Source organism: Bacillus sp. AFS055030, assembly GCF_002574545.1.
Classification (GTDB): Bacteria; Bacillota; Bacilli; order Bacillales; family Bacillaceae_G; genus Gottfriedia.
In genome coordinates, this window is the sequence record NZ_NUGT01000020.1 from 123,946 (window position 1) to 145,584 (window position 21,639).

Genomic DNA, 21,639 nt, shown 5'->3' on the forward strand with positions numbered 1-21,639 from the left:
AAACGCATTGACATTTTTTTTCAATGCGTTTTAACTATTTATTCTGGATTATTTGGATTAGGGACAATTGGATTTACATTTTGATCTCCATTCTCGTCTCCTGTACCCGGTTTTTGATCACCTGGTTTCGTACCTTCTTCTGTCCCGTTTCCATTTCCTTGTCCATTACCATTTCCCTGTCCGTTTTCAGATCCTTGTCCACCTTCATTTATAGGTGGAGTAATTGGTTGTTCAGTTGAAGATAAATCGACAGTTACTGTAACAGGTCCGCTCTTACCTTCAGCATTTGTAGCGATAATCGTTATTTTTACAATATCACCAGGGACAATTCCATTAATACTAGTTGCAGTACCATGAATTTTTTGAGATTGTCCTGCTACACCATTTACAGTATAACTCACTTCAAATGACGTTTTTTGAAGCAGATTTGGAGGATAAGTCCAATTTATTGAAATATTACTTGTAACAGGGTCATAATTTGCCTTCACATTTTTTACAGACTCAATTACAATATCTTTAGGAATATCATCTACTTTTTCTCCTCGAATGTATAATTCATTTCGAATTTCTTCTACTGATGAAGGTTTTCTAAATACTGCGTTTCGATCTCCATTGGCAGCTAACATATCTCTTGCAATGAATTTTGCAATATTTGTTGATCCTTTACCAAGAAAATTATTCTTTTTATTTTTTTCATAACCTGTCCAAACGGCCATTGTAACATCAGAAGAATATCCGATAAACCAACTATCACGAGTTGCGTTATCAGGAAATCCGTATTTTTGTTTTACTTCATCAGTGTAGTTTGTCGTACCTGTTTTACCTGCCATGTCAAGGCCTGGTACATTTGCTCTTTTTCCAGTACCAAGTGATGTTTTTACTACATCGCGAAGCATGTCTGTTATCATATATGCAGTATAATCACTCATTGCTTGTTTAGGCTCAGTTGCAAATACTTTTTCCGTATTATCTGGATAGATAATTTTTTTTACGGAATGAGGTTTATTATAAATTCCGCCATTTCCAAAAGCAGCATATGCTCCTGCCATTTCCATAGCTGATACACCTGTGAATCCTCCTATAGAATAGGACTCATAATATGTATTTTTCGAGAAATTAAACCCTAAACCATTCGCAAATTCTCTAGAGCGATCACTTCCAACAGCCTGGAATGTCTTTAATGCAGGAATATTACGTGAATCAACTAATGCTAATCGAATTGAAATATCACCTTTATACTTTCGATCCCAGTTTCTAATAGGAGTACCATTAGAATAAGAATATGGCTCGTCAAGAATTTGATGATAGGTTGACCATTTTAAATACTGAATAGCTGGAGCGTAATCAAGGATCGGTTTAATTGAAGAACCCGGCTGTCTTTTAATATCAGTAGCAAAGTTTAAACCGCCAGTACTAGTATTTCTACCAGCGCCTACTGCTCGAATTTCACCTGTTTTCGTATCTAATAATACAAATCCAGTTTGAAATTCATCACTAGGATAAAAGCTTTTTCCTCTATTTAAAATTTCATCTGCTTTATCTTGGGCTTTAGGATCTAATGTTGTTTCAATCGTTAGTCCATCAGTATAAACATTTGCATCGCTGTTTTTTTCCACCTCATTTACGACCACATCGATAAATGAATTGTATTTTGTACCCCCAGATTCATGAACCTTTACTAAAGTTTTCATTGGAATTGCTTTTGCATTTGAATATTGTTCCTCAGTAATATAACCATATTTTTTCATTTGACTTAATACAGTATTTCGACGATTTTGCGACTCAACAGGATGCTTTGCAGGATTATAGTTATTTGGAGCCTTCACCATACCTGCTAAAGTTGCTGCTTCTGGTAAGGTAATTTTTGATAAATCTTTACTAAAATATGTTTCACAAGCTTTGGCTACTCCATATACTCCTCGCCCTTTAAGACCGTTTGAAAAGTAAACTTTATTTAAATACATTTCTAATATTTGATGTTTAGAGTATCTTTGTTCTAATTTAAAAGCTAAATACCATTCCTGAACTTTACGCTTAATTGTTTTTTGAGAAGACAAAAATGAGTTTTTTACGACTTGCTGGGTGATCGTACTTCCACCTTGTGAACCGAAACCTCCAGTAATATTCGCTAAAACTGCACCGAATACCCGTCGAATGTCTACGCCTTTATGCTTATAAAACCGCACATCTTCAGTCGCAATAAACGCGTCTTCTACAACCTTTGGAATTTGGTTGTATGACACTTTTGTTCGTTGTTCTCTACCTAATTCGGCTACGATTTTGCCATCCTTATCAACAATAGTAGAAGATAGCGGTACTTTGAGTTTTGATTCATCTAGTGCGGGTGCCCCGCTCACTAAATATGAAAATATTCCTACACCAATCAGTATAAATACAATTACGATTGATAATAATGTTACAGTAATTTTTTTCCATAAGCCTTCAGATTTATCAGTTACTTTTGAAGGCTTTTCCAGCCGTTTACGTTCCTCTCGCGAACGGTATTCATTTGCCATCTTAGTTCGCCTGCCTTTTTAGTAAAATAGATCTTTTTGGGCAAAAACTATACTTTTTTATAAATAGTAGTATTTTCTACACACACAACTTTCATGTACTGAAGAAAATCTTTACCAAATAAAAAAACAGATTAACCGCTCAGGGGTTCATCTGCTTCATAAAAGCTAATTAATTAATTATTTGGAGAAAACGTCTTTTCGATAAAATCAATTACTTTTTTAGTATATGGTTCTGGTTCTTCAATAAAAGTTGTAATATGTCCATGTTCTGTCAGCCATAATGTTTTATCGTTTTCATTAGGAATTTGATCATAGATCATTTCACTGCTACTAAATGGCACTTTCGTATCGTTCTTTCCATGGATTAATAAATAATTTGTAGAATGCCCTTTTTGAACTGATATGACAGGGGACACTTCTTTTGGGTCAATTTTTAATAAATGCTTCATCGAACGTAAAATGATTGAAGTAAAAGGTTTTTTAGGCAATTTTGACCATACACTTAAATTATCTTCCAAATAAGTTTGTAAATCATGAAATGGACTATCTGCAATAACACCTTTAACTTCCGGATGAAGACTACCAACAAGTAAACAGGTAGCCCCTCCCATACTCCATCCAAGCAAAACAATTTCTTGTTGGTTGCGCTCGTTAATCACATATTCTACTGCTGACGATAAATCATGTTGTTCATAATAGCCTATTCCGGTAGTCCTTCCACCTGATTTTCCACTATTACGGAAGTCAAACATCAGTACATTATACCCACGATCATGGATTGATTGCACAATTCGTAGGCCATTAATCTTTTTTTGACTTCGTTCATCGGTGTATCCGTGTGCAGTTATAACAGTTTTTGATGTTGGATTTTTTGCCGGTATCCACCATCCTCTTAGCACAACTTGATCAAGATTACTTTTAAATTCAACCTCTTCAAATTGCAAATTATAATCGGATGGGGTTTGTTCAGTTTTTCTCCTTAATGGATGCGTTAAGATTAAACCAACAAAGATCGGTATTAAGAAGAATAAGACAGGCGACAAAATTAATATCCAAATTAAAAATTTATTTATTTTTTTCCGTTCCATCTTGCACACTCCTTTTGTCTGCTAGCCAAATAGAAGTTCTTCTATTTAAATTATGAAATATGTTATACTTTGTTATTCTTAATGAACTTTTTATTCTGGCTAATCAAAAGATAGGGGTGCCGAATTTTTAGGCACCCCATTTATTCGTTTAATACGATAAAATGTAATGGCAACGATTTCGATTAATAACTAAATCATTGCCACTTCAACATTACAAATTCAAAAAAGCGTTAATTAATTACTAGCGTAAAATGATCATCGATTAAATTTAATATTAAAAACCGTACCATTTGAACTAGTTGTAAAATCAATTGTTGCATTATTTCTCTTAGCAATCGCATAGCAAATGGCTAATCCTAATCCTGTACCATTTTCTTTTGATGTGACAAATGGGGTTGAAATCCTCTCGATTATTTCCGGTGGAATCCCAGTACCTTCATCAATAATTGACATGACAATCTTATCATCTTCACTATAAGTATGTATTTTTACAATTTTTCCAACATCCATCGCATCTAAAGAATTACTAACCATATTTAAAAGAAGCTGACGGATTTCATTTTGATCAATGATTAAATTAGGAATTTTATTTAGCTCTCTAATAATCAATTTGTCCTCTTTTAATGCCCTAGTTTCAAGTAATGGATATAAAGTATTAATGATTTGATTTAAATTATGTTCTTCAAGTTTGTTGGGTTTTTTCTTTGCGATATCGAGAAATTCAGTAATGATTGAGTTTACCCGATTAATTTCATCGATCATTAGTTCAAAAATTGGACTATAGCTTTCAAAATCTTTATTTTGTAACCCTAATTGTAAAAACCCCTTAACAGTAGTGAGTGGATTTCTAATTTCGTGCGCTACACCAGCAGCCATTTCTCCAATTATTTTTAGTTTTTCATAATATTTTTGCTCTTCTTCCAATAGTTTTCTTTCAGATATATTACTGAAAATCGCCAGTATCCCATTTTGATCGGGTATCACCTTTATTTCATATGGGATAAGTGAGTACTCTGTAATTGTTTCGAACGATTGGATTTTTTGTTCCTTATAGGCCTTATTATAGTAATGATATACATCTGTATCCACATAATTAGGCAACGCATCCCACATACAAACACCAATTAACTCTTTTTTTGGCTTTTCAATCATTGCTTCAGCTGCTTTATTAATGAAAATAAATTCCATTTTCGAATTTAAATAGTAACATCCTTCTGCCATATTATTAAAAACTTCATATAAGTCAACATGATTAATTAATTTTTTTTCTTCATTTAATGGTAAATTACTATTTGAAATCAAATTCATCTTACTCCTTTGATGATTAAATATCTAAACTAATATTTATGAATTTTCAGAAATAATTACTATTTATATTTTTCTCTTAAATATAAAAATTTCCCAAAATAATCTATAAACACAAAAACCCCTTCATATTTACCCTTATTACTTAAGGGGAAAGAAGGAAAAAGTTAAAAACTAGTGTTATTTATTCTTTATCTAATTAAAAATTATATATCACTCTTATTTATTATAGCAATTGCTTTTTGGATCGACTGTATAATTCCTGTGTATCCAGTACATCTAGTTAGACTCATCTTCCGTTGAATTTAACTGACGATGAGTACTTTTACAGCCATAATCAAACCAGGAGTACATTATCCACATTCATACCCTCCCATCTTCTAAAAAGCTTACTTAATTAGGATGGAGTTCTACAACGGCTACCCATTCTAGCCCTAAAAGCTTTTTTAAGAAGGTACATATCCCTTTTCCCAATAAGTTTGTAAAAGGGGTCCACCAGCAATTATGCATGAGTCATTAAGAAATTGTTGTTTTAATATGTACGCTTTTTCAAGTGTATCTGGAAACCATAGAACAGGATAATGTGAGTTTACATGTCCTTGTTTAATCTCCATTAAGTACAATCCCCTTCGCTCTTTCATACGCTTCTTTTGTATCGATATCGAAAAAATCCAACCGATTGTCAAATTCAACTAATAAATTATCTAAATTAGTATGATTCCGAATAATTGCTCTTGCTCCTTCATCAGCATTTAACTTGAATAGACTAGGAATCGTATTTTGCGATAGTATAATTGGGGGTCTTGGGACACCTTGAAAACTTGCTGCTAAAAAAGGAAGTGTTGAATTCTCACTTACGCCCTTTAAATAGTTTCGATGTAATTCATTAATAGTTTGAATTGATAGAAAAGGTTGGTCAGCAAGGAGGATCATGATTCCTAAAGGCTTTGTTTTTTGAGCATGAGTTAAACCACATTTTAAAGAGTATGATTGTCCTTTGTTAGCACTAGTACATGGAACATGTGTCCATAAATCTTTATAATTTTTTTGAAATAGATCTTTACTTATCCAATTTAGTGAATCATTTTCTTTTGTTACGACAAAAACATGGTCGATATTAGAATGGATAAATTTACGTAAACCAAAACTTCCAATTGTAGAATCACCTAATGGAAGTGAAATTTTATTCTGTCCCATTCTTTTACTACTCCCTGCAGCAAGGAAAATTGCAACAATTCTACTATTCATGCTTAGATTCCTTCTTGATTCTTTGTCTTTGAATTAATTCAGCAATAATGCTAATTGCAATCTCTTCTGGACCCTCAGCACCAATTTGTAAACCAGCAGGACTATTTATTTCTGAATCTACTTTTTTCCCATCCATTAATCGCTGGATTCGTTTTTTCCCACCAAGAACTCCTAAATACTTTAGATTAATATTTAATAGATGATTTAATATTTCTTTATCTTTTTGGAATTGATGGGTAATGATGATAGCAGAATCAGAAGTAGTCAATTGAAGTCTTGGTATGATTTCACTTGGAAAACCTACAAAAATTTGGTCTGCGTCTGGAAAGTATTCTCTAGAACATAAATCTGCCCGCCAATCGGTTATCGTTACAAAGAATCCTGCAATTGATGCAAGTTTTACTAAAGGAATTGCATCTTTACCAGCTCCGAAAACGATTAAGCGAGGCTTAGGATGAAAAGTATGTAAATACACTTTAGTTGTAAGTGATTCAATTGCTCGAAGCCCACTTTTATAATGAGTATCATGTAATTCGTTTAAAACACTTTTAAGATGATCTAATATTCGTTCATTACAATTTCCAAAAAAGGTATTTTCATTTACTAAGAACAAAGTTTCAACCTTTTTATTATGATCAAATAAAATTTTCATCATCGATACACTCGTACCATTTAATAAGAATTTTTTTAATTTAGTTAGTAACTCAAACAGACTATCATCAATTGGCTCTAAAAGCACGGTAATAATTCCGTTACATCCTGCACCATTACCCCACGTTAAATCATCCTCTGCACTCATATCATAAGTAACAGTTTGAGGCGTTTTCCATACTCTTGTTTCTTGAACGCGATATGCCAAATCTGTTTCTAGACAACCAGCACTTAATAATCCAACCTCTTTCCCATTTCCCTTAAATAACATAGAAGTCCCTTCTTTCCGGTAAGCAGAGCCTTCAACATGTATAATAGTAGCTAATACATCACCTTCTTTTGATGATGTAATCTCATTTAGTATCTCATGGATACTTTCCATTAGATCCCTCCTAAAACCAATCCAACATTTTTAGTAAATATTAATATATAGTTCTATCATGTATGTGTTATGTCAGGATCCAATATTAATTAATCTTAAGAAGCAACAAAAAAAGATTAACCACAATTATGGTTAACCGATTATCAATATTTTTATTATTTTATACCTAACTTCTTCTTTCCAATATCAGCTAGTACAGTTTGTCCATCAATTGTTGGATGTATATCCCCTTGTATAATGTACGTTTCTTGTTTTTCATCAAACGCTGAAAAAGCGTCAGCTATTTTTACATTTTTGTATTTACTTGCAATGCTAGCAATTGTCGGATTAATAACAAACGATAATAATTGATTCGATAAATTATGCATTGGTTGATTATTTACTTGAAATGGATTATAGAAATTGTATACAACGATTGGAGCATCACTAAGTTCACGAATCTCCTGAATTATTTCATTTAAATTTCCTGCTAATTTTGGCATCATCGTAGCAATTTTTCCAGGTAGTTGCTCTATATTATTACTTTTTTTCAAAATATGTAACAAATCATTATTTCCAATATCCAAAGTTATATAGTCTGCATGTTTGACTGATTGTCTGAAATTAAAATCATTTTTTATAGCTTGCAAAAGATGATCTGATGTCCAACCTGGCACACCTAAATCACGAACTTCAAGGTTTGCGTTTTCGCCAATTAAAAAAGGGAACGCATAATCTGAAGGTATTTTATTAGTATTACCCAAATTGAAACCAAATGTTATGGAATCTCCAAGACTTACAAGATCAGTCTTAGTCTTTTCATAAGTATTTACATTATCAGCTTCTTTTGCAAGTGTTGTAGTTGAAACTAAAAAACATGCTAAAGAAAATGTAAGAACCGTACTAACTATTTTTCTTCTTATCAACAAATACGCCCCCTTAAATAAGTTTATTAAGATACTTAACTTCTTTTTATGGGTATAAAAAGTAGTAATTAAAGACTTAAATTACCAATTTTAAGGATTATACTTTAAATACTGTTTTATTAAATTATTTGTCTAAATGAACAAAAACATGTATCCATTTACTTAGTTTTGAAAATAATAGAAGGATTTTTACGAAAATTTGTTTTCAACAACGTAAAAAAGCTAACTGCATTAGTTAGCTTTCTATGAATTCGTTTAATCTAAATATAAATTAATTTGAAACTCCTATTCTCACACTAATTTAAATCTCAGCAACTTTTGAAGGGTTATTTAATTTATATTTAACTTCTTTGTTTAATTTCTTATCAACAACTTTCCCATCAAATTGATAAGATTTACCTACTTCTAGCTCTGCTGCCTTTAATGTTTTACTCAATGAACACCAAGCATTTCCTATTACTAAATCCTGTTCTCCTTTGACAGCTACATTTTCCCAAACAACAATCTCTTCTTCGCTATCATTAAAATGATTATATTTTGTACTAAATTCTTTAACAGAGCCGTTAAAATGAGATTTATCTGTTGGTAATGTAATTGATACTTCCTCTTTCTTATCAACTTTTTTCTTAGTAGCAGCTTTAGAAGTAGTTTCTTTCACTTTTGTTTCTGATGAATATTTCTTCTCAACACTGATTTTTGTTTCACTCTCGCCAACTGTGTATACTTTTTTAAAGCTTGGAGATTGCATTTCTTTTAAATAAGCAGGATGAATACATGTTAAATTGCCATCTTCAAATTCAATAATAATTGTATGATACTCATCCGTAACTCCATAAGTTTCATAGCCAATAAGTTTTACATTTACTTGAAAATCCTGTCCTTTAAATAAAAAATCATGTTTTGGATTTTTATTAAATAAACCCCAAGATCGTCCTTTTTCTAAATAATCTTCATCAGACAAAAACTTTGTAAATTCCCCTTTTGGAGGTATGTATTTTATTAACTCAGTTTTCTCATTTTGAACTAAATTTTCTGCCATTTTATTTACTCCTTTGGTAAATCTTATTTATTTCCAGTTTTTAGTAGTATTTAAATTAATTATATGTAGAAATTATAGTTTAGTTTGGAACTTTTTGTCCATCTTATCGTGTAAAGAATTAATTTTTGTGAATATATTTCGGTACGTGAAATCATTCAAAACGTCCAACTGTTCATTACATTTATCAAATAGTAACTTTTAAGTTCAATAATAAAATTACGGTAAATGAAATTTTTAAAACAAATCCACTATTTTATACTAAAATACAAAAAACGCCGAGATATTAACCGACGTTTTTAAATACTAAAATTCTACCTTATCAAAATGATAACAATTTGTTAAATAGGATGTTTTTGAATTTACGACTAACTTTTGACAATAATCTTCTAAAACTTTTGGTCCTGTAACAAATTTACTCATTGCAAATGTACCTTTTCGATATCGATCTGTTTTATCTCTTGAACTATCAAATCGGTAATAAATTAATTTTCCGTTAAATTGATACTCCGTAATAACTGGATCACCTTTTGAAGTAAATTCAACAAATCGAATAAAGTCAGGATTTTTATTTTTTACATTCTTAATAAATTTTTGAACTCGTTCATTATGATTAGTTGTTTTTCCTATGATGATATCTCCATTTTTTATCGCATCCTTTTTACTATATGATGCCGGGATTTTGTTCGTTGCTTTTTCTCCGTAATTCTCGATTTCTTTTTTTAACATTTCTTTCGTAAATCCACTTGCTTCTGCTACCATGAAATGATCGAAGGAAAAACCAATAAATAGTAAAAGCATCAACGGTATGATTGATTTATACATATTGCCCTCCAATTTACAATTAATAATATTGGTTAGTTTTTCCAATCTGTAATGACTTATGCAATTAAAAAAGGTACTCAAAAGTATTTTTTGACTTTTGAGTACCTTTTTATAACTTATAAAACTAGTCGATTATAAACCTAACTCACTCTTTACAATCTCTAATGTTTTCGTTTTATATTTACTCTCTGGTTTAGGTGCATTTTGTACGGAAGGATTTTGCATTAAATAGTTCTTTTCTACATATGCAAGATCTTTTGCATCTACTGTTCCATCAAAATTAATATCTGCACTTCGTTTATTTGTTCCCCAATATGTTTGAATAGATAACGCATCTATTACGTCAATTACATCATCGCCATTTACGTCTCCACCAAGAAGTGTAGGAAGAACAATCTTTTTATATTGACCTATTAATTCTCCACTTTCATTTTGCATACCAATTTTGAAATCATAAAGACTTTTAAAATGCCCTGGAACTTTTACAGTCATTCGGAGTGATTTGTCAGTAAGGGCTAAATGTAAAGCTTCAATTTTTCCATACTGAGTAAAAATTTGATTATACGTATTCCCCTCAGCATCTTGTAGTGATACATCTGCCCCTATCTTACTGTAATCTCTCCTACTATCAAACGCTCCACCACTTGTTAATAAACCTTGAGCATATAAAACAGATGTCATTTTCGAATAAGTCGGAACTAAATCAACAAAAGGTGCATTTGCGATAAGAGAATTTGTCATACCTGTTCGATTTATATATGAGCCAGAAGTATATACAAGGGAGCTATCAGGTCTTATGTCGAATTTATAATCCTTTACTTTGTATGTAACTTCCACCAATGGGATATCTCCATTTAAAGTTTGCGTATTAGTATCAGCTGCTTCAACCGTTACACTACTTGCTGAAGTTTTGGTTAGTTTCATTTCTCCTAGTTTACTAGAATCAGGATGCAAGTCAATATTTTCAATATATAAATAATCTGAAGCAACACTTAAATTTATCGTACCCATTTTAAAATCTGCTGCATTTTTCAAGACAATTTTTGCATGAATTAAGTCATCTGGTTTTGCAGTGTCTTTATCTACAACCGAAGTCAAATACGGTGTACCATTTTTCACGATTTTAATTGTCTTAGGTATAATACTGCCGTTACCTGCAGAATCGGTTACAATTAATTGAACCACTTTAGTACCTGTTCCAATCGGTACATCGTATTTAAATGTACCATCTTTATTTACAGGTATTTCTAGTGGTACTTCTCCTTGTGCTAGATCATAGACTTTATTCGCAGACTGATCTATCTTCATTCCAGCAGCTTTATTATTCTCAATATCTTGATCAAATACCGAGCCAGTTATTGTAACTGATTTTTGCCCTTCCTCATATTCAATTATATCTCCTACTGGTCCATCGATTGTATACTTAGGCTTTCTATTATCAACTACTACATCACGAATTTCTGTAAACTGTTTTCCAGTATCAGTTGTAGCAAGCATTTTAATCTTATAAAACCCATCCTCTGCAACGACACTTTTAGCACTTATTCCAGAGTTAACAAGCGGATTATACGTACCATTAAAGAGATACATATTAACTAAATCACCTTCGTTTAAACTAAATCCATCTACTGTTCCAATATACCCTATTTCCTGATTCGTTTTTCCATCCTCTAAAATGAAATCAATATTTCTTACATTGGATTTCATTTGAACTTGAGCAGTTATAGCCTTAATTGTGTTAGGACTTGAAGATCCATCTCTATAACGGTCTTCTGATAACCCTAGTGATGATGTTTCGAATAATCCTATACCTTCTTCAACAGCATGTACAGCAAAAGGAATTTTATAAGTTTCCCCAGGATCATTCTGGTTTGTATAAACGATATACCCTTCATAATTACCTTTCTCTGCTGTTTTCGGTATGTAGATGGACGCCTTCGTATTTTTTTGTGAATTTGCAGCTAGTTTAATAGTTGGTTTAATCGAAACTTTTACGCCATTTTTGTCAGCATCTTTTGATCCTCTTAAACCTGATTGAAATTTAACTGCTACATCAAATGTTTTTGTTTTATCACCTGTATTTTTAATGACAACTTTACGCTCTTCATTAACATCGTCGCTTAAATCCACTGAACCAAAACTTAGCGCACCTGTTTCATCTTTAATGGTTTTTTCTTTTCCATTTTTTAAAATTGGTGTTTCATTTTGAACTTTCATTTCAATCGACGAGTGAACCGCTTTATATATATCCGCTCGACCTGCTCCTGATTCAAATACACTATAGTCCTTACTTAAAGGTTCAGCCGTATTCATAAGAATGGCTTTAACATCGCTTGGTTGCAAGCTTGGTTTTGCTTGGAGTAAAAGTGCAGCCATACCTGCAACATTAGGTGTTGCCATCGATGTACCTGAAAGTCGTTCATATGCGTATTTATAATCATTTGGCGTATTTTTATTGATCATATAAGCTGGAACAGTGGAGAATACGCCAACACCTGGAGCCGTAATTTCCGGTTTAATTTCGTACGTAACACGGGCCGGCCCACGTGAACTAAAATCTGCTAATTCGTCTGCTTTTGTTTGAATTTGACCAAGTTCATTAAACGTAAATGTACTTGTTGTATTGATTTTTGATTTCAAAGCTTGGCCTTGGGCATTCGTTAGTGTGAAAGTTGGAATATAATCTAATCCTTCACCTAAATAAGAAGGGATTAAACCTTCATCTGGATTATTATTGAAAAGTAGCGCAGCAGCTGCACCATTTTGTTTTGCAAATTTTACTTTATCTCCCAAAGCAATATTATTTCCGCGACTTATTAATACAACTTTACCTTTTACATCTTTGTTTTTATAATCAGTCGATGCGCCATATCCAACATCAATAATTGAAAATGATTGGCCATTCAACTGTTCAACATGATCTGTGTAACCTTTCGCCATTTCTTGCAAGTCAGCAGAAGTTGTTTCTGTACCTGATTGAAGTACACTCTTATAAGTATGTAAATTATTTGGTTCATTACTTGCACCTACAGTCAGGGCAAGTGCTGCAGTACCTGGAGAACCTAATGTGTACAGATCATTTCCGTTGTTTCCTGCAGCGATTACTGCTGTAACACCGCTTAGTACCGCTTGATTAATTGCTATACTTGTAGAATAAAGTGGATTATTAATTCCTGCACCTAAAGATAGATTAATTACGTCCATTCCATCTGCTACAGCTTTATCGATACCTGCCAAAATACTAGAATCATATCCAACGCCATAAGGTCCTAATACACGATAAGCATATAAGTCTACATCAGGTGCAATACCTTCCATTTTATAATCGCTATCATTCTTTCCTTGACCAGCAATAATTCCTGCAACATGAGTTCCATGTTCAGTATAATACGATGCCCCATTTGCCCAGAAAAATTCGGCTACACCAGATTTTTTCCAATCTTCATATGTAGCTTCCATCGGGTCATTATCATTACCGACAAAATCGTACCCACCTTTATATACATCCTTTAAATCTGGATGATTATAGTCGATACCTGTATCAATGACTCCAACTTTAACTCCTTTACCAGTAAATCCTTCCTGATGAAGCTTGTTTACTCCTAGAAAAGAAAGAGCTGATTGATTACTCGATCCTCCTGTTTGCATTTTTTCTTGATTATTATCCACTTCAGCATGAACTTCTTCATTACTCCAAATTGCTTTAACAGCTTTCGATTTTAATAAGTTTTTAATTTGATTTGCTGGTAGATTCATTGAAACACCATTAAAAGCATGCCTATAAGATTGATTTACTTTATATTTAACTTTTTTATTATTGTCTTCTGTTAATACTTGTCCTAAATCCCTTGAAAAAGTTGCATGATCTTGATCAACTAAGCTAGTTGCCACAGTCTTTGTTAGCTGTTTACCCTTTAAACTTGATTCGAGCTGGGCGACTTTTGCTGGTTTATTATTAAATTCAACAATAACGCTCGTTTGAGTTGTAGCGTCTAAATTAATATCAGGATTAACCTGTAGTCCTGTCTCATTACTCGTTGAAAGTTGATGAAGTGCTGTCCTCTCGGCTTGTGATAAATTTGCTAGCATTTCATCTATTTTCGAAACTGTTGCAGCTTTTGATACAGTTGTTACATGACTTAGAGAGCCAAGAATAAAGCTGGAAGATAACGCTAATACTGATAAACTTTTAACGAACTTACTTCTAGAAATATTCCTTCCCATTTTCAACCTCCAAATTTTCAAAAAATAAAGTCTCTTTCATTATTTGTTATTCCGAATATTCAGTCAATTTGGTGATTCTTTTCCCTATTCATTCAACTTTTAAATGTTTTTTCAATATTTTTGGATGTTTTTCATCAAAAAATTCAAAAAAAGTTTATTAACTTATTTCCTTTTTTTCTATGACTCTGTTATATTTAAACGCGATAAGAAGAGACTGACCCAAAAAGTCATTTTTCAACGACCTTTTGAGTGCCTCTTTTTCAATCTTTAATTCACAAATCTACTACGAGAAAATATTTAGCCCAAGCTGATACTGGGTAATATGTATTCCTTCGCATTCTTATTTTAATCCTAATTGTGTTAAAATGCTGTCTAAAGTAGTGCCCTTATAAGTTGTCTTAGCCTTAGGTGCATTCGGCACAGAGCTGTTTCTCTTTCCGAAGTTTTTCACTACATAATTCATATCGTTTGCATCAACAACTTTATCGAAGTTGAAATCTGCTGATGCTTTATTTGTACCCCAGAAAGTTTGTACTTGAAGTGCATCCATTACATCGATTACATTGTCTTTATTTACATCGCCAGCAGTTAGTAGTGGCGTTACGTAACGTAATGTTCTGCCAACTGTTTCTCCTCGAACCTGATCAGATAATGTAAATTGTACATATTTTGTGAAATGACCTGGTACATCAACTTTAAATGTGTATGGTTTATTATCGGCTTTTACCCAATCAATTGAGAAAGCACCATTTTTAGAAGTAATTGGTATATCATAATTTGTTTTTCCATCATAGGATTTAAGGGAAACTTTAGCACCTATCTGAGTTTGATCAATAGCATAATTGATCTGATTTGTTGTCGGATTGATTAATCCTTCTAGCTGCATGTTTCCATTGAAATAAGATACTTTCGATGTATAAACATAATTTTCAATATAAAAATTGATATTTTTTGTTTCCACACCAGCTTGGTCGATAAAGTTTGCTGATGCTGTGAAAGGCACTCCAATTGATACAGCTTGATCCAATGTTTTTACATCAAAATTAAATAACTGTAAATCCTCTGGTAATTCTTTATCCCCTAAATAAGTAAAGTTAACAGTATATTTCGTTGTACTAGCAGAAGCTTGTGAAGTTGATACTGAAATTGTTGCGTCACCATATTGTTTTACGGCATCATTTAACTTAATGTTTTGAATTTCACCTTGTTTTGTAGCACAACTGATTACGAATGTTGCTTGATTTAAGTTTTTAATATTATTCGAACGAACTGTGTAATTTACAGAATCACCTGTTGTAGCTTTTTTTTCATTTGCTTTGAAATAGTAATAAGGCGTTGTATTTTTCGTAAAGACTACATGGTCGGTTGGCGTTTGATTTCTTGCTGTATCAAATGTGTAATAACTTACATCTAACCATTTAACTTTATCTGAAACATACATTTGCTCTTTATAATTACCATCTTTATCTGTAAAAACTGGTGCATTTGGGAACGGTGAATTATAGAAAAACACAATTCCATTTTTAGATTGGTCGACATTTATTCCATAACCTTTTGCTTCATCAACTTCAGGGTCAAACACATTAAATGTGTAGTCATAAAGCATTTCACCATTTGAATCTAGCTGACTATCTGAATACTCAACTACTTTTTGATCTAGTAAATCAAAACTTGTTGTTACCTTTGGATCTCCAGATTCAAATAATAAATCAGGCGCAGCCGTGAATGTTTTACCTGAAGCATTTGTCCCAATAAATCGTAATTTATAATGTCCTTTTGGAACTAATGCATTTTCAGAGCTAATTGGATTTTTAGCATCCCCAGTAAATGGGTAATACACGCCTTTAAATACTTGCTGAACAGTATATTCGATGTTTTCCTTTGCTAGACTTGCATCCATTGTACCTATATAACCTATATCATCACCTGTATTTGGATCTTGTAAAACGATATCAATTGTCTTCATATGAGATTGTAATGTCAAATATGCAGTAACAAATGGTTGAGCCGTAGCTGGCCAACGGATTTTATCTGTAAAGATTGGGTTATATAAACTAGCAGTTAGACCTTCTTTTACAACTCGTCCACCAAATGGAATTTGATATGTTTCTGTTGGATCGGCAGTATTAGTGAACGTAATATTTCCTTCATATGTTCCCTTTTCAGCTGTTTTTGGAATGTTTAAGTTAAACTTGATTGATTTCTGGCTAACTCCATTTAACTTTACAGATGTAGGACCTGTTAGCGTTACACTATTTTCAGGCGCATCTTTAGATCCTCTTAATCCAGTCTGGAAATTCACATCAACACTAAATGTTTTCGCTTTTTCACTACGATTCTTTAATATAATCGAACGTGAATCTGCGATATCTTGATCATTAAATGCAAATGAACCAAAGCTCATTGCACCTGTTAATTCTTTAATTGATTTTTGTTTACCATTAATAATAGTAGGTGTTTGATCAACTACTTCTAGCTCTACATTTGAGTGGATTGCTTCATATGCATCAACTCGTCCACTTCCAACTTCAAATACGCTATAATCTTTTGATAATGGATCTGCAGTATTCATTAAAATTGATTTGATATCTTCAGGCAATAAATCTTTATTTGATTGAAGTAATAAGGCAGATACACCAGCTACATATGGTGTTGCCATGGATGTGCCTGATAATCTTTCATATGCGTATTGATAGTCTTCTGGTTTTGAACCATCAACTGTTTTATCGTTTACATAGAAAGGTACCGTTGAAAGAATTGATACACCAGGTGCTGTTATTTCTGGTTTAATATCATAATTTACACGAGATGGTCCTCTAGAACTAAATGATGCTAATTCATCCGAAGCTGTTTGTAGTTTTGTGAAATCACCAAATGTGAAGTCAGTTTTACCAGCTTTAATTGCAGCTAAAATGGTATTACCCTCATCATTTGATACTGAAAATGCAGGGATCGCATCCATTGACTCACCTAAAAATGTTTGAATTGCACCTTCAGCTTTATTTGTTTCATCGTTATACATTAATACACCATTAGCACCATTTGCTTTTGCATTTTTGATTTTATCAATTAATGCAATTGTTCCTCGTTTAACAAACGCAATTTTACCGTTTAGATCTTTTCCATTAAAGTCCACTGGATTAGCTAATCCAACATCAACTAATTGATAAGATTTTCCCTTTAATGTTGTGAAATCATCTTTATAATTTCTTGCTAGCTGTCTTAAAGAATAATTTGTACCGTCTTGAACTCCTGCATATTGATAGACATCAAGTGCAATAGATGACGCTCCAACTGTTAATGCCAAAGCTGCTGCACCAGGTGAACCTAATGTATCCATTTGTTCTCCATTATTACCTGCAGCAACGACTGTCGTTACTCCACTAAGAACAGTGTTATTTACAGCCACTGAAGTCGCATATAACGGATCATTTAATGCTGCACCAAGTGACATATTAATAACATCCATACCATTACTAACGGCTTTATCTAATGCAGCGATTATATTTTCCGCTGTTCCACTACCATACGGGCCGAGTACACGATAAGAATAAAGATCTGCGTCTGGAGCCGCACCTAGCGTTTTGTATTCGCTATTTGCAACGCCTCGACCACCAATTATTCCCGCTACATGTGTACCGTGCTCTGTATAATATGGACTTCCACTTACAATTTCAGCTTTTCCTGATTTCTTCCAATCTGCATATGTCGTTTCCATTGGATCATTATCGTTGTCAACGAAATCATATCCGCCTTTATATGCATCTTTTAAATCTGGATGATTATAATCAATTCCCGTATCTAAAATACCAACTTTAATTCCTTTTCCAGTAAAACCTTCCGCATGTAACCGATCTAAAGCATCATATGGTGTATAGTTTTCAACATTTGCTTCATCTGCTTTTAGTTGATCATTTTCTTTTGGTGGATCAATTTTGAACGTCTCATTACTCCAAACTTTTTTAACTGCTTTTGATTTTAGTAGATTCTGAACTTGATTTGCTGGTAATGTCATCGAAACACCATTAAATGCACGTTTATATGATCGATGAACTTTATAATTCACTTTCTTCGTAGTTTCATTATTTACTAATTCTGCAACGTCATTTGTAAAAGTCGTATGATCTTGGTCAATTAAGTCTGACGCTGTTGATGCAGACAATTCTTTTCCTTCTATTGTAGCCTCTAGCCGAGCTATTTTTACTGGCTTATTTGCAAACTCAACGATAACATTTGTTGGTTCTGCAGAAGATTGATCAATCTCTTCGGAAATTTTTGGCCCTGTTGAATCATTAATTTTAATTTGATTAAGAGCATTTCTTTGTTCAGGCGTCAATTTAGCAAGCAATTCTTTAACATTTGAAGCGCTTACAGCTTTTGAAACAGGTACACCTTGTCCAAGAGAACTTATAACAAAACTTGACGATAATGCAAATACAGCCCAACCTTTTCCATTTTTCTTACGTTTCCCCATTAAAACCATTCCTTCCTCGAAGTCACAATAAATTGCTCGAAAAGATCTATTTGAAATACGAACATAAACATTCAATTTTGTTATGAAAGTAATTCAGTTTAGAAACCTTTACATCATCAATTATTAAGAAAATTCGAAATTCGGTCAATTGGGTTAAAATCGAGGCTCTATTTCAATAATTGCAATATTTTCACTGAAAATTCGACTTCTTTCTACTCAATTGTTTATAAACAAATCACGGACCCCTTCCCCCTTCTCTTGGGAAGTATCAAAAAGAAATGATTTAAATTTAGTTTTGGAGACACTAGAGGAAGTGGTACAAAAAAAAACTGCCTCAAATGTCGTTATCCAACGACCTTTTGAGACAGCCTCTTCATTGTCTTGCATTTCATTTTTTAGGAAGAGTATGAGCTATATGAACTTGAATGGCTGCGATGATGACGTCTTGATGATGAAGAGTGTCTGTAATGATGGTTTGATGATGAGTGTTTATTACGTCTTTTATGTTTTCGGTGACGTCGATGGGAACTTCCAAATATTGATTTAAAAAATCCAAGTTGGAAAGTTTCTTCTTCAAGGGAAAATCGTCCGACGTCAACAATTCGTACTTCACCATCCTTTGATAACAATAAATTATGATTATGTAAGTCGAATGCATATAAGCCTGCATTTTGAGCATCAAAAATCGCATGATTAATCTCTTCTTCATATTGTTTACGTAAATTATTACTATGTCCATCTAATTGGTAAAAAGTTTCACCAAATACTCGATCACTTACCATAAAATCATTCGTAAACGCATGAACTTTTGGGTAATATATACTTCGCTCTAGAAGGTGAAGTTTCATTCCATCATCTCGACTTTTTCCATCTTCTTTAAATACTTTTATAACATAATTGTCTCTAGTATAAACATCCCCATCTTTTCCACTTGCTAAGTATTCAAAATGATCTGCATGTTCTCCAAATAAAGTAAAATCCTGTATTTCTTGCAAAAGTGATTGTTTCATTCATAAGCCCCTTTCAGGTGTTAATAATCTTAAAAGTTAAAACTTTCTTTACAAGATATATTCTCTCATTACATTGTTTTTACCTACCAGCTATTTGAATTACAAAAAAGTTTTCTTTAATTTAGTAATTTGTATTAGCTATGAATTTTTTGGGATAATACTCTACTAACAGAGATGATTGGCATTAAGTAAAATTATGGTTCAAATGATACGAAAAAGCGTTGATAAAAAAGGAGTTAGTAAATATGCATGAAGTAATTATGAGCTTAATTGCAGGTTTAATTGTTGGAGTTGTATTTACACTCATTAAATTACCAATTCCGGCACCACCTGTATTTTCAGCAATTTGCGGGATTATAGGTGTATGGGGTGGAATGAAATTAGTTCAGCTATTTATATAATAAACCTGACTTTTATTTAATGATATTTTTATATTGATTGGAAACAATAAGATTGCAAATTAGAAATTATTCTACAATTTTGTAGTTTGGAGGAAAATAAATGTCATATATTATCTCAATCATTGGCATTATCTTGTTACTTATTATTTGCTGGCTATTGTCTAATGATAAAAAGAACATTAACTATAAAGCAGTTGCAATTATGTTAGTGGTTCAATTGATTTTAGCTTGGTTTATGCTAAAAACCTCAATTGGAAGAACCGTTTTACAAAAGATTGTCTCTTTCTTTAATAAAGTTTTATCTTTTGGTAACGAAGGTATATCATTTGTATTCGGTGATTTATCAACAAAGGGTTATTTCTGGATTAACGTTTTAATGATGATCATCTTTGTATCTTCATTATTATCTATCTTGACTTATACAAGAATTTTACCGTTAGCAATTAAATATATCGGTGGTGCAGTTGCTAAAATTACTGGTTTACCGAAGATTGAGTCGTTCGTTGCTGTAAATAGTATGGTATTTGGTGATACCACTGCAATTCTTTCAGTTAAAACTGAATTACATAAACTAACACCTAACCGTTTATTTGTTGTCGTTACATCATCTTTAGTAGCGGTATCATGTTCAATCTTAGGTGCCTATATGCAAATGATTCCTCCAGAATATGTACTAGTTGCATTACCAATTAACGTATTCTCAGGTTTAATTCTTTCTTCAATGGTATGTCCGGTTACTTCAGAACAGGATGAAGAAATTAATGTAAAAGAAATGATTAAAGAAAAATCATTATTTGAAGCCATCGGAAACGGTGCACTTGATGGTGGTAAAGTTGCCTTAATTGTAGGTGCAATGTTAATAACTTATATTGGTTTACTTGCCATGATTAATTTCGTTTTCAATTCAATTATCGGAATGACATTTACTCAAATTTTAGGATATGTTTTTGCACCAGTTGCTTTCATCATGGGGATTCCAACAGACGAATTAGTTCGTACTGGGTCAATTATGGGTACAAAAGTTGCTGCAAATGAATTTGTCGCAATGCTTGATTTCCAAAAAATCATTCCAACTTTATCAGCAAAAACTGTAGCGATTGTATCATCATTCTTAGTATCATTTGCTAACTTTTCTTCAATTGGAATTATATATGGTGCGGTTGCTGCAATTGATAAAAAACAATCAGAGCTTTTTGCTAAATTTGGGTTAAAAGTATTATTAGTTGCTACGCTTGGTTCAGTATTAACAGGAACAATTGTCGGATTATTTGTTAGATAATTCTTTCGATCACAATGAACGTAAAACAAAGCAGCCAATCTTTTTATTAGATTTACGGCTGTTTTGTTTAATGTAATGAATTTTTTATAACTAAAGAAGGAAATACCCTTAAATACTCACCTTCAAAATAAAAACCTCCTTCATTGTTTAGCATTTTCAATTACTATTTTAACCAAATCTCCTAATACGGTACGTGAAATTACAACTAATTTCAACAACATTTTAATAATTGTATTGTTAGTATTTATTTTGAAATAAATTGTTCAAAGAATAACATATTAAACAAACCAAAATC

The 21,639-nt window shown here is 32.5% G+C and carries 14 protein-coding genes; 2 read left to right on the forward strand and 12 right to left on the reverse strand.

Annotated features, from left to right (window positions below; all coding sequences use genetic code 11):
- Window positions 1–38 precede the first annotated feature (38 nt).
- From CN925_RS09370 to CN925_RS09420, 12 genes are all read right to left on the reverse strand, one after another.
- Window positions 39–2,516, reverse strand: coding sequence for a transglycosylase domain-containing protein (locus CN925_RS09370; RefSeq protein WP_098845987.1), 2,478 nt, complete (start codon window positions 2,514–2,516; stop codon window positions 39–41).
- Window positions 2,517–2,689: 173 nt separating this feature from the next.
- Window positions 2,690–3,604: an alpha/beta hydrolase gene (locus CN925_RS09375; RefSeq protein ID WP_098845988.1), complete on the reverse strand. Its 915-nt coding sequence runs from the start codon at window positions 3,602–3,604 to the stop codon at window positions 2,690–2,692.
- A gap of 255 nt (window positions 3,605–3,859) precedes the next feature.
- A complete protein-coding gene (locus CN925_RS09380) occupies window positions 3,860–4,906 on the reverse strand; it encodes an ATP-binding protein (protein ID WP_180232917.1) in 1,047 nt (348 codons plus the stop codon).
- Between the two features lie 449 nt (window positions 4,907–5,355).
- Complete coding sequence (locus CN925_RS21275; RefSeq protein ID WP_180232918.1) at window positions 5,356–5,523, reverse strand: hypothetical protein; 168 nt, start codon at window positions 5,521–5,523, stop codon at window positions 5,356–5,358.
- Window positions 5,513–6,157, reverse strand: coding sequence for an NTP transferase domain-containing protein (locus CN925_RS09385; RefSeq protein WP_098845990.1), 645 nt, complete (start codon window positions 6,155–6,157; stop codon window positions 5,513–5,515). The genes CN925_RS21275 and CN925_RS09385 overlap by 11 nt, the downstream gene beginning before the upstream one ends.
- Complete coding sequence (locus tag CN925_RS09390; RefSeq protein WP_098845991.1) at window positions 6,150–7,190, reverse strand: XdhC family protein; 1,041 nt, start codon at window positions 7,188–7,190, stop codon at window positions 6,150–6,152. Before CN925_RS09390 ends, CN925_RS09385 begins: the two co-directional genes overlap by 8 nt.
- Before the next feature lie 155 nt (window positions 7,191–7,345).
- Window positions 7,346–8,095, reverse strand: a complete 750-nt coding sequence (locus tag CN925_RS09395; protein ID WP_286138307.1) for a GDSL-type esterase/lipase family protein — start codon at window positions 8,093–8,095, stop codon at window positions 7,346–7,348.
- A gap of 301 nt (window positions 8,096–8,396) precedes the next feature.
- Window positions 8,397–9,134, reverse strand: coding sequence for a hypothetical protein (locus CN925_RS21280; protein ID WP_180232919.1), 738 nt, complete (start codon window positions 9,132–9,134; stop codon window positions 8,397–8,399).
- 303 nt (window positions 9,135–9,437) lie between these two features.
- On the reverse strand, window positions 9,438–9,956 hold the full coding sequence (locus tag CN925_RS09405; protein ID WP_098845992.1) for a DUF4362 domain-containing protein: 519 nt from the start codon (window positions 9,954–9,956) through the stop codon (window positions 9,438–9,440).
- A 132-nt stretch (window positions 9,957–10,088) separates the two neighbouring features.
- Window positions 10,089–14,180, reverse strand: coding sequence for a S8 family serine peptidase (locus CN925_RS09410; RefSeq protein WP_098845993.1), 4,092 nt, complete (start codon window positions 14,178–14,180; stop codon window positions 10,089–10,091).
- 340 nt (window positions 14,181–14,520) lie between these two features.
- On the reverse strand, window positions 14,521–18,654 hold the full coding sequence (locus CN925_RS09415; protein ID WP_098845994.1) for a S8 family serine peptidase: 4,134 nt from the start codon (window positions 18,652–18,654) through the stop codon (window positions 14,521–14,523).
- A 395-nt stretch (window positions 18,655–19,049) separates the two neighbouring features.
- Entirely contained in the window at window positions 19,050–19,664 is a 615-nt protein-coding gene (locus CN925_RS09420) for a hypothetical protein (protein WP_098845995.1), read from the reverse strand.
- A 245-nt stretch (window positions 19,665–19,909) separates the two neighbouring features.
- On the opposite strand from CN925_RS09420, the gene CN925_RS09425 reads away from it, so the two are divergent.
- Together CN925_RS09425 and CN925_RS09430 are read left to right on the forward strand one after the other, a co-directional pair.
- Entirely contained in the window at window positions 19,910–20,065 is a 156-nt protein-coding gene (locus tag CN925_RS09425; RefSeq protein WP_098845996.1) for a XapX domain-containing protein, read from the forward strand.
- A gap of 100 nt (window positions 20,066–20,165) precedes the next feature.
- Entirely contained in the window at window positions 20,166–21,344 is a 1,179-nt protein-coding gene (locus CN925_RS09430; protein WP_098845997.1) for a NupC/NupG family nucleoside CNT transporter, read from the forward strand.
- Window positions 21,345–21,639: the final 295 nt, after the last annotated feature.